Below are 14,737 nucleotides of genomic sequence, written 5' to 3' on the forward strand. Positions count from 1 at the left end.
GCGCACACCTGTTGATCATATGACCAATGCTGGCGGCGCTTTGGAGCACTCACGGGCCGGACATCACAGGGGTGGTTCCCCTCTCCCCGGCAAGGAGGCCGCATGGTGCGGGTCGAGCGTTTACTGGCCGACTGCCTGGACGACGCACGTGCCGAGCCGCTCGGCTGCGTGCCCCTGGCGGCGGAGGACGCCGGTTACGCGGCGGCCCGCAGGGTCTTCCTCACGGCGGGGTTGCAGGCCCCGCGCGCCCCCACCCCCGAAGCCGGCTGGGGGCAGCTCGACGTGGCCTGCGCAGCACCCGGTCCCGAACCGCGGCCGTATGAGCAACTCACCTTAGTTGTACGGGAGTTGACCGACACCGGGCAGGCCCGTGACTTCTTCTTCATGCACAAGCCGCCGGGGCTGCGCGTCCGGTTCCGGGCGGCGGACCCCGCCCGCGTCCAGGAGCTGCGCGCCACCCTGCTGCGGTGCCTGGCACCCGGGCGGCGGACGGACACCTGGGCGCGGCCCGTGCCGAGTGTGTACGAGCCGGAGACGTATCTGTTCGGCGGCCCGCGGTCCATGCCCTTCGTGCACGGGTTGTTCACCGCCGACTCCCGGGCCTGGCTGGAGGTGCACACCGCCGCGGCCGGCGCGCCCGCACCGCCCGCCTGGCGGGTGTCACTGGCGCTGCTGCACACGGTGTTCGACGCCCTCGGCATCGTCGGCTGGGAGCACCGCGGGGTCTGGCAGGTCGTCCGGGAGGAGACCGGGCGCCGGCTGCCGCGCGGGCTGGACGCACCGGACCTGCGACGGGCCGCCGCCGGCATCCGCGACTACTGGCAGTCGAGTCCCGAGGCCCGCCTCGAAGCACTGCCGAAGGCCTGGCGGGACGCCCTGGGCGAACACCTTCAGACGGTGGAGCGGGCCGCCCGGCAGTGGCGCACCCACTACTTCGCCTCCGGCGAGGCCACGGTGGGCCCGCGCCGGGCCGCCGCCCACCACGTGGTCTTCCACTGGAACCGGGGCGGACTGTCCACGGCACGCCAGTGCCTGCTCACCGAGGCGCCCGCCGCCGACGGCCAGGAGGAGGCGCGATGAGCGGGGCGCAGGTACCGGCACAGGCGCACGACGCCCGGGACGCGGCGCTCGGGGCGACGGCGCTGCTGCGGCTGGGCGGGATGCCCGGCGAGGCGTGGCCGGCCGGCGCCGCCCCCCACCTGTTCGAGGGCGCCGCCCGGCACGCCGACACCGTCGAGCGGCTCGCCGCGCAGTGCCGGGCGCTGGCCGACCGGCTGGGTGCCGAGGTGGTGCCGCACCCGCTGCTGGCCCCCGCCGACCGCGGAGCCGTGCTCGCCCTGCGGCGGCGACTGCACTCGGGCACACCGCCCCGGGTGCCGGACTGCCTGCTGCGGCGGCAACCCCCCGCCGTGCCCGCCGACCTCACCGAGCAGGCCCACGCCCTGCTGGACGAGGCCGAGGCGGCGGAGACGGACCTGAACGGGCTGCGGCAGGCGGTCGCGGCCGAACAGCGGCGGGTGGCCGAGCAGGGGTGGCGCACGGCCCGCGCCAGCCCGGGGCTGCGGGCGTTCGTGGACAGCGCCGCCCCCGGGCTCGCCGAGGACGTGGCCCAGCGGCTCGCCTCGGGACAGTCCTGGTCGGGCAGGCAACTGCGCAAACGTGCCGCGTATCTGTGGCGGATCCTGGGCCGGGCCGCCGCGAAGACCACGCCGCGCGGCTGGGCGGGCCAGATCGCCGCGCTCCCGGTGACCTGCGGGCCGGGCGGCTGCCCGGCGCTGCTTTCGCCCGGCACGCCCCTGGGCGCGCTCGCCGCCCTCGCCGTGGAGAACGTGCACCTGATCAGGGCGCGCTCGGCCCCGCCGGACCTGCGCACCGCCGACCCGCGGACCCTGCTGGCGCCCGCGCCGCTGCACTTCGCCGAACCCGCCGCGATCCCGCCCGGCGAGGGGCCCGGGCAGGTGCGCTGTTACGTCGTCGATCCCCGCGACCCCGGCCGGCTGCGGCAGGTCGTACTGCGCCGCACCGGCGTGCTGGAGGCCGTGCTGGCCCTCCTCGCGGACGGGCCGCGCACGCTCGGCGACCTGGAGGGCACCCTGCCGGCCCTGGCCGCGCCGGCCGGGCGTCCCGCGCCCGCCGCCGGCGTGGTGCGCGGGTTCCTGCAGCATCTGCACTCCCTGGGCGTGGTGCAGGTCTGCCGGGCGCCCCGGCAGCATCGCAGCGGCTGGGTACCGGCCGGCACGGTCGCCTCCTGCGGCACCCTGCCGCAGGCACCGGCGGGCTCCGGGTCCGGTGCCTGGTTCCTCGACTCCTACCGCCGCCCCGGCGCCGACGCCGCCGTGCCCGGGCCGGCCGTCGCCCGGGTCGCGCACGGGCTGCGGATCGCGGCCCGCATCGCCGCCCTGCGCGCCGCGCGACGGCGTCCTGCCGCCCTGGCCGGTCGACTGCCTGCTGCGCCCCCTGCCCTGCCCCGACGGGCTCGCGCCGGTGGCCGTGCTGGAGACCGCCTCGGCCGCCGGGGTGCTCGACGCACGGTTCGCCGACGGGCTGCGCGCCCTGTACGGCGGCTACGGCAACAGCGACGCCTACCGCGCCTTCCTCGCCGCCGTCGAGCACCGCACCGGTGTCCGCTTCGTCGACCTGCTCGTGCCGCCGCTGACCGAGCGGGCCGCCAACGCCGTACGCCGCCCCGTCACGACCTCCTGGTGGACCGGCGACCCGGACCCCACGCCGTACTACGGCCGGCCCGGCCGGCACGCGCGCTACCTTCCGCTGGACCGCATCAGCCTGCGCCGCAGCCGCGGCGGGCTCCGCGCCCAGGCCGACCGCCCGCGCCGCCGCCCCGGGTCGGGTGTGCGGTGCGATCGGTGGTCGCACCGGTCGGGTGTGCGGTGCGGCCGGTGGTCGCGCCGGTCACAGCGCACGCTCGTAACTCGCCCAGGCCACGTGCGACTCGTGCAGGGTGACGGTGAGGCCGGCCAGTCCCCTGGCGCCCTCGCCCAGGGCGCCCTGGTGGATACGGTCGGCGAGCCGGTCGGCGATGACCTGGGCGAGGAACTCCGTGGAGGTGTTGGTCCCGGCGAAGGCGGGTTCGTTGTCGAGGTTGCGGTAGTTCAGCTCGCCCAGCACCGCGCCCAGCTCCCGGGTGGCCAGTCCGATGTCGACGACGATGTTGTCGTCGTCCAGCTGTTCGCGCCGGAAGGTGGCGTCCACGAGGAACGTGGCTCCGTGCAGCCGCTGCGCGGGCCCGAACACCTCGCCGCGGAAGCTGTGGGCGATCATGATGTGATCGCGGACGGTGATACTGAACAACGGGCGACCCTCCAGGTGCGGCGCATCGGTTCCCCCCTGCCGGACCCGCCGGTCCTGCCGGCCCCGGCCGGGAGTGTGCCCTCCAGTACGGTTCCACACTGTGCGGTGTTCAGCCGCCCGCGCAGGCTTTTCTCAGGTCAGGCGTCTCTCTCGGGTCAGGCGCCCTCTCATGTCACGCCTCTTTCCCATGGCTGACGTCCGTCCCGTAGCGGATGCGGTGGCACAGGGCCGGGATCCGGCCGTCGGCCAGCTTCGGCATGACCTCGGGCAGATCCTCGAACGCGCTTTCCCCGGTGATGAGGGCGTCGAGTGCCGGGTCGGCGAGCAGGTCGAGCGCGAGGGCCAGCCGGTCGCCGTGGGTGCGGCGGGTGCGGTGGGCCGGGGAGACGGTGCCGACCTGGCTGCTGCGCAGGACGAGCCGCCGGGAGTGGAAGTCCTCGCCGAGCGGGAGGGAGACCTTCCGGTCCCCGTACCAGCTCAGTTCAAGGACGGTGCCCTCGGCGGTGAGCAGGGAGAACGCGCGGGCGAGGCCCTGCTCGGTGGCGCTGGCGTGGACGACGAGGTCGCAGCCGCCGAGCGCGTTCTCGGGAGTGGCGAAACCGACGCCGAGGGCGTCGGCGACCTCGGCCCGCGCCGGATCGATGTCCACCAACTGGACGCGCACGCCCGGGAATCGGGCCAGCAGCGCGGCCACCGAACAGCCGACCATGCCGCCACCGACCACCGCGATCCGGTCGCCGATCAGCGGGGCGGCGTCCCACAAGGCGTTCACGGCGGTCTCGACGGTGCCGGCGAGCACGGCCCGCCCGGCGGGGACCGTCTCCGGTACGACGGTGACGGCGCTCGCGGGGACGACGTAGCGGGTCTGGTGCGGGTAAAGGCAGAACACGGTCCGCCCGGTCAGCTCCTTCGGCCCCTCCTCGACGACGCCCACGTTGAGGTAGCCGTACTTCACCGGCCCGGGGAAGTCCCCCTCCTGGAAGGGCGCCCGCATCACCGCGTACTGGCCGGCGGGGACACGCCCTTCGAACACCAGGGTCTCGGTGCCCCGGCTGACCCCGGAGTACAGCGTGCGCACGACCACCTCTCCCGCGCCGGGGTCCGGCAGGCTCGCCGCACGTATCTCGCCGTGGCCGGGCGAGCGCAGCCAGAAGGCGCGGGCGGTGCTGTTCATAGGGGGTCCTCCTGAACGATCGGGACGCTCTCCACGTACCGAGGTGTGCACAGGCCGCGCACAACGTACGCGGCGGCGATCGACTCTGTCACTCGGCCGGAGGGTGTGCGGTGGCCCGGAACGACACGTACGACGCGAGGCCCGCGCGACGGGAGACCGCCGTGGGGGCGGGCGCGCAACTGCTGCTGCTCCTCCTGCTCGGCGCGGCGGCGGGGCTGGGCCCCGTGGGCTGGGTGTGCGGGCTGGCCTTCGCGGTGGCCGGCTGGGCGGTGCTGTCCCGCGCGCTGCACCGGGCGCGGCTGCGCCGCTTCGGTCCGGCCAACCGGGTCACCCTGGGCCGGGCCACCCTCGTGGGCGGGGTGACGGCGCTGGTCGCGGACTCGTTCGTGAGCGCGCCGCCGGTGCCGGTGCTGGTCGTGCTGACGGCAGTGGCGCTGGTGCTGGACGGCGTGGACGGCAGGGTGGCCCGCCGCACCGGCACCTGCTCGCCCCTCGGCGCCCGCTTCGACATGGAGGTGGACGCCTTTCTGATCCTGGTGCTCAGCGTCCACGTCGCGCGGGACATCGGCCCGTGGGTACTGCTCATCGGCGGCATGCGCTACGCCTTCGTGGCCGCCGCCCGCGTCCTGCCCTGGCTGAGCGCACCCCTGCCACCGAGCACCGCCCGCAAGACCGTGGCCGCCCTCCAGGGCGTCCTTCTGCTGACGGCCGACTCGGACCTGCTGCCGCACGCCACCGACGTGGGTGTGGTGGCCGTCGCCCTGGCCCTGCTGGTGTGGTCGTTCGGGCGGGACGTGGGGTGGCTGTGGCGGGTGTCGCGGGGGGTGGCTGCGGCCCCGGCGGCAGGTGCGGTGCGGCGGGCCGCCCCTGGCGCGGTTCCCGTCAGGGCCCCCGCCGGGCACGCCGCCGAGGAGCTGCTGGAGTCCGCGCGGGTGGCATGAGGTCATGTGGCGCACGAACGGCCCGCGTCGCGACGCCTATCCGATGCCTGCCGCGTCGAGCAGCCGGACCAGGTCCTTGCGGCCGTATCCCAGCAAGGCGGCACGGTGGGTGGCCATGAGCATCAGGTGCGCGACGATCTGCGCCGAGCAGCCGTTGCTGTCGTTGCCGAGCCACTCGTGGGGTTTCTCGATGCCCAGGCTGTTCATCACAAGCCCGTGTTCGCGACGCACCTGCGCGACCGTACCGGCCACGGCGTCCAGCAGCGACTTCCCCGGGCGCTCGCACTCCAGGGCGAAACCGCCCATGTCGACCGGTACGCAGCCCTCTGGCGGACGTGCCCTCAGGTCCGCATACCGCGCGTCCTGGAACCCGTCGGTCCCGAAGGAGTCGTGCACCAAGCGGAACCGGTGAAAACCCGGTGGCACGGGGGGCGGTGGGGGCGTGTACTCCCAGCCCGCGTCCTCGTACAACTGCCGCTTGACCTCTTCCTCGTCGGCGAGGGTCACGGTGAAGCCCGTGTCGTCGTTGCGACCGGTCACGGTGCCGTCGGGGTTGTGGCGGAAGAACAGTCCCATGTCGTGCGTCTCCTTCGATTCCCGGTGAGCCGGAAGATCCGGTCACCTCCTCGAACGAGCGGCCTCCACCGCCTGTGCCCGCACCCTGCGATATCACCCGATCGCGTGACGGTTCGCGGATCCGATGACCGTCCGTCGCCGTCCTCGGCCACTCACACGAAAACCCCCTTCGCGTTGCACCCGAGTGTGCAAGCTCGACCTCTTGCTGACGACACGGAGCGGCGTTTTCGCATCATGCGCCCGCTCACCCCCGAGCGCCGACTGCCGCAACGCTGGCCCGCCATTCCGGCGCGTCCGGTTCCTCGTGGAACTCCAGCAGGTGCTGTCCCGCATGGCGGGCCAAGGCGTCGCGGACCTGGACCGGAGTCACGTGGAAGAACTCACGCCGCGCGTTGACGCGGTTGACGCGGTAGGCCTCGAACTCCTGGTGCAGCGCGCGCTCCAGGCCGACGGCGTCGTCACTGTAGATCAGGGCGTGCACGTCGAAACGGAAGGGGACGGAGGCGTCACCGAGTTCGTTGACGCGGTCCATGGGGTCGAGGCGCCGGGTGAGACCGATCTTGACCATGGACTCGCCGAACGCGCCGATGTTGGAGATGACGTACACGTATCCGGCGCGGCGGTTTGCCTCACGCCGGTCGATGGCCTCCTCCTCCGCGTCGATGTCGGCGAGCTTCCGCTGCAGTTCCTCGATCTGGGCGGCGTCCGCCTGGCCGGCGGAACGAGCCCGGTTCAGCGCCAGGACCAGGCGGTTGCGCTCCTTGTCCAGACGCGCCCGTTCGCGGGCGATCTCCCGCTCCAGGCGTTCCTCCTCGCGCTGGCGGGCCCGTTCCTCCCGGCGCCGTTCCTTCTCCTCCTCCACCTTGACCAGGTAGTCGGCGGTCAGCTCCAGCTCCTGCACGCGCAACCGGTGGTACTCGTCGGTGACGCGGATCTGCATGGTCTTGCCGAGCCGGGCGATCGTCTCGCGGGACTTCTCCAACCGGTCGATGAGCGAGAGGAGGCGGTGCGGCTTCATCCCCCGCACGGCGGCGTCCGCCTCGGCGTTGTAGGCACGCAGCATCAGCTTGGAGAAGTCACGCACCATCCGCCGACCCTCGGCCGCGGAGCCGTTGACCGTCCATTCGGTGACGCCGACGACCGCGCGACCGTTCTTGGTGAGCACCTTGTACTGGTCCTTGATGCGCTCCAGGCGCGTCCTGTAGGCGACGGCGTCGGCCAGCGGGTGGCGGTATTCGTAAATGCCCGCTTCCTGCAGCATCGTCTGGTCGTCGGTGACGACCAGGCCGCTCCGGGCCGCGGCCAGCCGCCGCTCCGCCTCCTGGGCCTGCGCCTCCATCTCGTTCAGGCGCTGCCGGGCGCCGTGGAGTTGACGCTCGGCACGTTCGGCGGCCGCTTCCACCTTGGCGTCGAGCACGGCGTCGATCCGCTGCAGCTCGGCCAGATGCTCTGCATGGGTGCGGCGGATCCGTTCGGTCTCCTGGACCAGCCGGGTGGCGTCCGCACCGAGGAGGGCGTTCAACTCGGCCAGCAGGCGGGCGTTCTCCGTACGCAGGGACTCGTTCTCGGTGGTGCGAGCGCGCAGTTCTTCACCGAGCCGGGCGGCTTCCGCCTCGGCTTCCTTGCGGCGACGGCCGAAAAGTCCGCCCGCTCCGCCACTGGTGCCAGGGGACGGCTGCGGTGGTACCGGGACTGCCGGAACCGGCGGTGCCGGCTGGACCGGGACTGACGGCACAGGGGCGACCACGGGTGCGGCGGGCGGCTGCCCGTGCAGGTGATGCGCGGTACTGCCGGTCTGGACCGCGTACCACTGCCGCCACTGCTGAAGCCGGTCGGCCAGGTGCCGGCCATCCCGTTTGTCCATGTTCTTGAACTCGACCGGCCGGCCGGCGACGAACAGCGTGAGAACGGCCTGACCCAGCCCGCTCGCCCACCGCACATCCGAGATCTCCCCCAGACCATGCGTCACCAGGCGCTGGCCGGCCCAGCCCTGGGCCCGGAACAGCACCCGGCGGTCGGTGAGGGCGAGCACCCCGATGACTCCGTCGTGGTGAGCCACGGCCAGGACATCCACCGTCTCGTCCGGCGTCAGAACCTCCGGCAGCTTCTTGACGGTTCCCTTGACCGGGAACCAGAGGCCCCTGATGGCCGCGGCGGCCGCGTTCACATCGGGTCGCGAGGACTGTACGGACACGTGGGCGTCCTTCCTGGGTGCTCCGAGGGCAGATGGCACACCTGGCTGGGACGTCCGCTGCAACCGTCATGCCCGAGAGCAAGCACGCCCCCGCATGTCGACCTCGTGAGCCATCGCCACGCCCCCCAGGCGCCGTAAAGGGCTCCATCCTACGTTCTCCCGGCGGATCGTGGAGGCAATGTGAACCTTACGCGACGGTAAGGTGCTCCCTCGGGCGATGTTCGACAGCCCGTCAGATCATGACCATGGCCGATTCAGGACGGAGCCAGGCAGCCATGACCTCCCCCGGCGGCGGTGACCGCCGCGCCTCCCTTCACGAGATCGACACGAGCAGGCCGCATCCGGCGCGGATGTACGACTACTTCCTCGGCGGGAAGGACCATTACGAGGTCGACCAGGCGGCCGCCGAGAAGTTCATGGCCATGGCACCGGAGGTGCGGGAGGGCGTACGGGCCAATCGGCGCTTCCTGCACCGGGCGGTGCGGCACGTCGTCGCCGAGGGCGGCGTCCGGCAGATCCTCGACGTGGGCACGGGCCTGCCGACGGAGCCCACCGTGCACCAGGTCGCGCAGGCCGTGGCCCCGCGGACGCGGGTCGCCTACGTGGACAACGACCCGATCGTCAGCACGCACTCGATGGCGCTTCTGGACGGCGCGGACGGCACCTCCGTCGTCCTGGCCGACCTGCGGGACCCGCAGGGTATCCTGGCCCACCCCGAGGTGCGCAGGGTCATCGACTTCGAGGAGCCGGTGGCGCTGCTGCTGGTCGCCGTCGTGCACTTCCTGGCCGACGCCGACGACCCGGACGGCATCGTCGCCACCCTCCGCGACGCGCTGCCCGAGGGTTCCTACCTGGTGCTCTCGCACGCCACGGGCGACCTGCACGAGGACCGGCGCGAGGACGCGGCAGCCGTCTACAACAGCGCCAGTGCCACCATGAACCTCCGCTCGCACGAGCGGGTGTCGGACTTCTTCGGTGACTTCGCCCTGGTCGACCCGGGCCTGGTCAGGGTGACCCACTGGCGGCCCGAGGAGCCGGTGCGGCCCAATGCCCCGGCGATCGGGATCTACGGCGGAGTGGCCCGCAAGGACGGCTGACCGGCGGCCGGACGGGCGGGCCTTGCCCTGCCGAGGGCGGCCGGACAGGCCCGAGCGCGCCCGGCCGGGCCCGGGGCCCGCCGGCTCTCCGGGCCGGCCCGTCCGGCTCGCGCCGTCGCGCTCACTTCTTCTGTTCGACGCGCACCCAGTCCACCACCACCTGGGCTTCTCCGGCCGCGATCCTGTCCACGCTGGACTGCGGCAGGCCCCAGTAGGGGCTGGTCACGTGGTTCCAGCCGGCCGGGTAGGCGCCACCCAGGGCGAGGTTCAGGATGAGGTACTGGCTGTGGTCGTAGACCCACTGGCCGCGCGTCGACTCCAGCTTGGTGCGGGACGTCTCCTGCACCAGGCGGTCGTCGACCGTGAAGCGCATCGCCGTCGGGGTCCACTCCACCGCATAGGTGTGCCACTGGTCGGCCGTGCCGCCGCCCGGGTAGGTCTGGCGGGCGCCGATGTTGCCGTCGGCCGAGTAGCCGGGGCCGTGCAGGGAGGTGCTGGTCCAGTCGCCGTACCCGATGTTCTCCATGATGTCGGTCTCGCCGCAGGCCGGCCAGGACACCGACGGGTCGTCGACGTTGCTGCCCAGCAGCCAGAACGCGGGCCAGAAGCCCTCTCCGACCGGCAGTTTCATCCGCGCGCTGACCTTGCCGTAGGTGAAGTCGAACTTGGTGTGGGTGTCGATGCGACCCGAGGTGAAGTCGTAGGTGCCGCCGCCGGCTTTGGTGCAGCCCTTGCAGTACCCGGCCCGCAGGATCAGGTTGCCGTCCTGGGTGCTGACGTTGTCCGGCGAGTCCACGTAGGCCTGCGACTCGCCGTTGACGGATCCCATGTCGGTGCCGGTGCGCACGACCCGCCACTTGGCGCGGTCCAGGCCCGCACCGGTGAAGTCGTCGAAGAAGGTGGTCTGGTACGTACCCGGCCGGTCGGCGGGCAGGGCGGGGTAGGCGGCGTTCGCGCTGCCGCCGGTGCCCCAGACCTGGAACTCGTACAGGGAGTAGCCGAACTGGGCGGTGGCCGGGGCCGGGTTGTAGAAGGAGCGGCGTTCCTTGCCGAGCATGCGGACGTAGCGGCCGGTGACGGGCTGGGGCAGCCGCACGCTGTCGTGCAGGCCGGCCGCGTCGCCTGGGGCCTTGACGTCGGCCCGGCGGGCGGCGACCTCGGAGGCGGAGGGCTCGTAGACGGTGCGCCAGGTGCGGTTGTCGTCGGAGACCTGGAGCAGATAGTCGACCGCGTACGCGGACTCCCAGTACAGATCGACCGTGTCGATCGTCGAGGTGGCGCCGAGGTCGACGGAGACCCAGCGGTCGGCGTTCCAGTCACTGGCCCACCGGCTCGCGCCGCCCTTGAGGTCGGTGGGCCAGCCGCCGTCCGTGACGAAGGCCGGTGACGTGCCCGCGTCCTGGTAGAAGTCGGCGTATGCGGGGTGGTGGAGGGCGAGGTTGGTGCGGGTCGCGGAGGCAGGGGCGGGCTCGCCGCCGTAGACCTTGAAGGAGTACAGCGAGTAGCCGTAGGGCGTGGCGCGCTCGATGCCGCGCAGGCGGACGTAACGGCCGGTCACCTCCTGCGGGTAGGTGTGCGCGGTGACCGAGCCGCCGGTGCCGGCGTCCTCGGTGTAGAAGGGTGTCCAGTCGGTGCCGTTCCTCGACACTTCCAGCACGTACCGCTTGCCGTAGGCGGCCTCCCAGTCCAGCTGGACCCGGTCGATGCGGAGGGTCGTGCCGAGGTCCACGCGGATCCAGGCGTCATCGGCGAAGTTGCTGGACCAGCGGGTCGCGCCGTCGCCGTCGAAGGCGAGGCCCGGTGCGGTGCCGCCGTTCTCGCTGCCGGAGGCGGTCACGGCGGAGGGGTCGGCGGCGTAGGCGGCGGCCGCCCGGTCGGTGTCCCAGCTCGCGGCGGTGGCCGCCGGGGTGGCCGCGTGTGCGGGTGCGGTGAGGACCGGGCCGGCCGTCAGCAGCGCCAGCGCGGCGAGCGCGGTCAGCAGGGTGCGGGGGGTACGGGACGGCATGCGGCTCTCCTTGGGGAGGTGAGGTGGGGTGTGCAGTGCCGGGCAGGGGCCGTACGGGGAACGGACATGAATGTCGCGTACATGACATACATGGAAGGGCGTGAGGCGCATGGACCGCGGCGCGCGCTGCGGTGCGTGGTGCCCCGGGGGCGCGGGCTCCCGCGTCCGCGCCCCCGGGGAGTCGGTCCTACGCCGCCTTCCGCGCCCCCTCCCGGTGCGCGCGGATGATCTCCGCGTACCGGTGGCCGCTGCCCTTGACGGTGCGGGTCTGGGTGGCGTAGTCGACGTGGACGAGGCCGAAGCGCTTGTCGTAGCCGTAGGCCCACTCGAAGTTGTCCAGCAGGGACCAGGCGAAGTAGCCGGCCAGCGGGGCGCCCTGCCGGGCGGCGGAGGCGCAGGCGGCCAGGTGCCGTTCCAGGTAGTCGCGGCGCTCGGGGTCGTCCACGGTGCCGTCGGGGCGGACGACGTCCGGGAAGGCGGAGCCGTTCTCGGTGACGTAGAGCTTGCGGGCGCCGTACTCGCGGGTCAGGCGCAGCAGCAGGGTCTCGATGCCGTCGGCGTCGATCTCCCAGCCCATGCCGGTGCGCGGGACGCCCTCGCGGTCGACCAGGCGGGCGCGGGGGGCGGGGCCGTCGGGGTCGTCGGCGATGTACGCCGGGAAGTAGTAGTTGAGGCCGAGCCAGTCCAGGGGGGTGGCGATGGTCTCCAGGTCGCCGGGGCGCTCGGGCAGGTCGACGCCGTAGACCTCGCGCATGTCAGCGGGGAAGCCGCGGCCGTGGAGGGGGTCCAGCCACCAGCGGTTGGTGTGCCCGTCGTGGCGGCGGGCCGCCGCGACGTCCTCGGGGCGGTCGCTGGCGGGGTGGACGGTGGAGAGGTTGTTGACGATGCCGACCTGGGCGTGCGGGGCGGCGGCCCGGACGGCCTGCGCGGCCAGTCCGTGGCCGAGGAGCAGGTGGTAGGAGGCGCGGACCGCCGCGGTCAGGTCGGTCAGGCCGGGCGCCATCCGGCCCTCCAGGTGGCCGATCCAGGCCGAGCACAGGGGCTCGTTGAGGGTGGTCCAGTGGGTGACGCGGTCGCCGAGGCGCTCGGCGACGACAAAGGCGTAGGCCGCCAGGTGCTCGGCGGTGGCCCGCTCGGGCCAGCCGCCGCGGTCCTGGAGGGCCTGCGGCAGGTCCCAGTGGTAGAGGGTGACGGAGGGGGTGATGCCCGCCTCCAGCAGGGCGTCGATCACCTGGTCGTAGAAGTCCAGGCCCTTGGCGTTGACCGGGCCGTCGCCGCCGGGCAGCACGCGCGGCCAGGCGACGGACATCCGGTAGGCGTTGGTGCCCAGCCGGCGCATCAGGGCGATGTCCTCGCGCCAGCGGTGGTAGTGGTCGCACGCGATGTCCCCGTGGTCCCCGTTGTCGATCTTTCCGGGGGTGTGGGAGAAGGTGTCCCAGATGGAGGGCGAGCGGCCGTCCTCGGCGACGGCTCCCTCGATCTGGTACGCCGAGGTGGCCGTGCCCCACAGGAAGTCGTGCGGGAGCGCGGCGAGGTCGATGGCGTCGATGGACACGGAAGTCCCTTCGGGGTCGGTGCGGTCGAGCGGGTGGGTCACTTCACGGCTCCCGCCGTCAGTCCGGTCACCAGGTAGCGCTGCAGCAGCAGGAAGCCGGCGACCACGGGGACGCTGACGACGAGCGAGGCGGCCATGATCTGGTTCCAGTACACGTCGTTGAGCGTGGAGTAGCCCTGCAGGCCGACGGCGAGTGTGCGGGTGGTGTCGTTGGTCATGACGGAGGCGAAGAGCACCTCGCCCCAGGCGGTCATGAAGGCGTAGACGGCGACGGCGATGATGCCGGGGACCGCGGCGGGGACGACGACGCGCAGCAGCGCGCCCAGTGGGCCGCAGCCGTCGACCAGGGCGGCCTCGTCCAGGTCGCGCGGCACCGAGTCGAAGTACCCGATCAGCATCCAGATCGAGAACGGCAGGGTGAAGGTGAGATACGTGAGGATCAGCCCGCCGCGGGAGCCGAACAGGGCGATGCCGGTGGCGTTGCCGATGTTGACGTACAACATGAACAGGGGCAGCAGGAACAGGATGCCCGGGAACATCTGCGTGGACAGCACGGTGACGGTGAAGACCCGTTTGCCGCGGAAGGAGTAGCGGCTGACCGCGTAGGAGGCGAACACCGCGATCACCACCGAGCCGGCCGTGGCCGAGCCCGCCACGATCAGCGAGTTCACGAAGTACTTGGCGAGCGGGACCGTCGACCAGATGTCGATGTACGGGCGGAAGGTCAGCCCGCTGGGCAGCCAGCGGAACTTCCCCGAGACGTCCTGCAAGGGTTTGAGCGAGCTGGAGACCATCACGTACACCGGCACCAGGACGAAGCCGGTGAGCAGGGTCAGGAAGATCCGCCTGGTCCAGGTGAAGGAGCGCGGCGGCGCCATCGGCGAGCGGTAGGTGTCAGACATCGGCGGTCCTCCGTCCGCGCGAGGTGAGGGCCAGGTACACGCCCGTGACCAGCAGCAGGAACAGCAGCAGCAGGACGGACATCGCCGAGCCGGTGCCGAAGTCCCAACTGACGAAGGACGCCTGGTAGATGTGGACCGAGACGAGGTCCGCGGCGCGCGGCGCGGCCCTGCCGAACATGACGTACGGGGTGTTGAAGTCGTTGAACGTCCACAGGAACAGCACCAGCACGAGCACCTGGTTGACGGGGCGCAGCGACGGCAGGGTGATCCGGCGGATCTGCTGCCACATCCCGGCGCCGTCGAGGGCGGCCGCCTCGTACAGCTCGCGCGGGATGTTCTGCAGCCCGGCCATGACGATGAGGAAGGCGAACGGCCAGCCCTTCCACACCGACACGGTCAGCAGCGCGTAGAAGCTGTTGTCGCCGATCAGCCAGAACGACGGTTTGTCGGTCAGGTGCAGCTGGTCGTGCAGGACGTGGTTCACCAGGCCGTTGTCGTGCTGGAACATGAACACCCAGGTGATGACGGCCGCGTAGACCGGCAGCGCGTAGGGCACGAGGAACAGCGCGCGCAGCAGGCCCCGGCCGCGGAAGGTGTCCTGCATGCAGATCGCGGCGGCCGTGCCGATCAGCCAGCACAGGGCGACGGAGAGCAGGGTGAAGCCCACGGTGACGAGGAAGGAGTGCAGCAGGGCCTCGCCGACGGGGGCGTCGAAGTCCACCGAGATGCGGTAGTTCTCCGGGCCCGACCAGGGTGCGGCGGTCCAGTTGCGGATGTAGAACTGCGTGAGCTCCTTGAAGCTCATCACCACGCCGATCACCATCGGCACCAGGTGGACCAGCAGTTCCAGGAGCAGGGCGGGCAGGAGCAGCAGGTAGGGCAGTGCGGCGCGGCGGATCCGCCCGGGGCGGCGGCGCGGGCCGGCCGCCCCGGGGGTCTTGTGGTGTACGGCGGGCCGGCCGGCGTCCACGGTGGTCGTCATCG

12 protein-coding genes are annotated in these 14,737 nt (G+C 72.5%); 4 read left to right on the forward strand and 8 right to left on the reverse strand.

Translation table 11 applies throughout. The features are described from left to right. Positions 1–102: 102 nt before the first annotated feature. The gene (locus tag GV126_RS03475) at positions 103–1,080 is read left to right on the forward strand and encodes a thiopeptide-type bacteriocin biosynthesis protein (protein WP_159662560.1); all 978 of its coding nucleotides are present in this window, start codon (positions 103–105) and stop codon (positions 1,078–1,080) included. Then, positions 1,077–2,963, forward strand: coding sequence for a hypothetical protein (locus tag GV126_RS03480; protein WP_201299795.1), 1,887 nt, complete (start codon positions 1,077–1,079; stop codon positions 2,961–2,963). The genes GV126_RS03475 and GV126_RS03480 overlap by 4 nt, the downstream gene beginning before the upstream one ends. Here GV126_RS03480 and GV126_RS03485 read toward each other — a convergent pair. Together GV126_RS03485 and GV126_RS03490 are read right to left on the reverse strand one after the other, a co-directional pair. Continuing rightward, complete coding sequence (locus tag GV126_RS03485) at positions 2,911–3,309, reverse strand: 6-pyruvoyl trahydropterin synthase family protein (RefSeq protein WP_159673280.1); 399 nt, start codon at positions 3,307–3,309, stop codon at positions 2,911–2,913. The two genes, GV126_RS03480 and GV126_RS03485, sit on opposite strands and share 53 nt — an antisense overlap. Positions 3,310–3,481: 172 nt before the next feature. Further along, positions 3,482–4,483, reverse strand: coding sequence for a zinc-dependent alcohol dehydrogenase (locus GV126_RS03490; protein ID WP_159662562.1), 1,002 nt, complete (start codon positions 4,481–4,483; stop codon positions 3,482–3,484). A 110-nt stretch (positions 4,484–4,593) separates the two neighbouring features. Between GV126_RS03490 and GV126_RS03495 the strand changes: the two genes are divergently transcribed. Further along, positions 4,594–5,424 carry a CDP-alcohol phosphatidyltransferase family protein gene (locus GV126_RS03495; protein WP_159662564.1) on the forward strand — a complete coding sequence of 277 codons (831 nt, stop codon included), beginning with the start codon at positions 4,594–4,596 and terminating at the stop codon, positions 5,422–5,424. A 36-nt stretch (positions 5,425–5,460) separates the two neighbouring features. Here GV126_RS03495 and GV126_RS03500 read toward each other — a convergent pair whose 3' ends face one another. Beyond that, positions 5,461–6,000: a hypothetical protein gene (locus GV126_RS03500; protein ID WP_159662566.1), complete on the reverse strand. Its 540-nt coding sequence runs from the start codon at positions 5,998–6,000 to the stop codon at positions 5,461–5,463. A 244-nt stretch (positions 6,001–6,244) separates the two neighbouring features. Then, a complete protein-coding gene (locus GV126_RS37095; RefSeq protein WP_159662568.1) occupies positions 6,245–8,194 on the reverse strand; it encodes an SNIPE associated domain-containing protein in 1,950 nt (649 codons plus the stop codon). Between the two features lie 275 nt (positions 8,195–8,469). Here GV126_RS37095 and GV126_RS03510 point away from each other — a divergent pair, with 275 nt between their 5' ends. Beyond that, on the forward strand, positions 8,470–9,291 hold the full coding sequence (locus GV126_RS03510) for an SAM-dependent methyltransferase (RefSeq protein WP_185947190.1): 822 nt from the start codon (positions 8,470–8,472) through the stop codon (positions 9,289–9,291). Between the two features lie 121 nt (positions 9,292–9,412). Here the strand turns inward: GV126_RS03510 and GV126_RS03515 are convergent, their stop codons facing one another. The 4 genes from GV126_RS03515 to GV126_RS03530 all read right to left on the reverse strand — a co-directional run bounded on the left by GV126_RS03515 (position 9,413) and on the right by GV126_RS03530 (position 14,735). After that, on the reverse strand, positions 9,413–11,296 hold the full coding sequence (locus GV126_RS03515) for a discoidin domain-containing protein (RefSeq protein WP_159662572.1): 1,884 nt from the start codon (positions 11,294–11,296) through the stop codon (positions 9,413–9,415). Positions 11,297–11,483: 187 nt separating this feature from the next. After that, the gene (locus GV126_RS03520; protein WP_236569858.1) at positions 11,484–12,893 is read right to left on the reverse strand and encodes a GH1 family beta-glucosidase; all 1,410 of its coding nucleotides are present in this window, start codon (positions 12,891–12,893) and stop codon (positions 11,484–11,486) included. Next, entirely contained in the window at positions 12,890–13,753 is an 864-nt protein-coding gene (locus tag GV126_RS03525; protein ID WP_159662574.1) for a carbohydrate ABC transporter permease, read from the reverse strand. The genes GV126_RS03520 and GV126_RS03525 overlap by 4 nt, the downstream gene beginning before the upstream one ends. After that, positions 13,746–14,735: a carbohydrate ABC transporter permease gene (locus GV126_RS03530; RefSeq protein ID WP_185947189.1), complete on the reverse strand. Its 990-nt coding sequence runs from the start codon at positions 14,733–14,735 to the stop codon at positions 13,746–13,748. Before GV126_RS03530 ends, GV126_RS03525 begins: the two co-directional genes overlap by 8 nt. Positions 14,736–14,737: the final 2 nt, after the last annotated feature.

The organism is Streptomyces mexicanus, assembly GCF_902506575.1.
Classification (GTDB): domain Bacteria; phylum Actinomycetota; class Actinomycetes; order Streptomycetales; family Streptomycetaceae; genus Streptomyces; species Streptomyces mexicanus.

Coding starts and splice junctions, on each gene's coding strand:
- GV126_RS03525 (WP_159662574.1), bottom strand. CDS start 13,753: ATGTCTGACACCTACCGCTCGCCGATGGCGCCGCCGCGCTCCTTCACC.
- GV126_RS03490 (WP_159662562.1), bottom strand. CDS start 4,483: ATGAACAGCACCGCCCGCGCCTTCTGGCTGCGCTCGCCCGGCCACGGC.
- GV126_RS03480 (WP_201299795.1), top strand. CDS start 1,077: ATGAGCGGGGCGCAGGTACCGGCACAGGCGCACGACGCCCGGGACGCG.
- GV126_RS03510 (WP_185947190.1), top strand. CDS start 8,470: ATGACCTCCCCCGGCGGCGGTGACCGCCGCGCCTCCCTTCACGAGATC.
- GV126_RS03530 (WP_185947189.1), bottom strand. CDS start 14,735: ATGACGACCACCGTGGACGCCGGCCGGCCCGCCGTACACCACAAGACC.
- GV126_RS03500 (WP_159662566.1), bottom strand. CDS start 6,000: ATGGGACTGTTCTTCCGCCACAACCCCGACGGCACCGTGACCGGTCGC.
- GV126_RS03515 (WP_159662572.1), bottom strand. CDS start 11,296: ATGCCGTCCCGTACCCCCCGCACCCTGCTGACCGCGCTCGCCGCGCTG.
- GV126_RS03475 (WP_159662560.1), top strand. CDS start 103: ATGGTGCGGGTCGAGCGTTTACTGGCCGACTGCCTGGACGACGCACGT.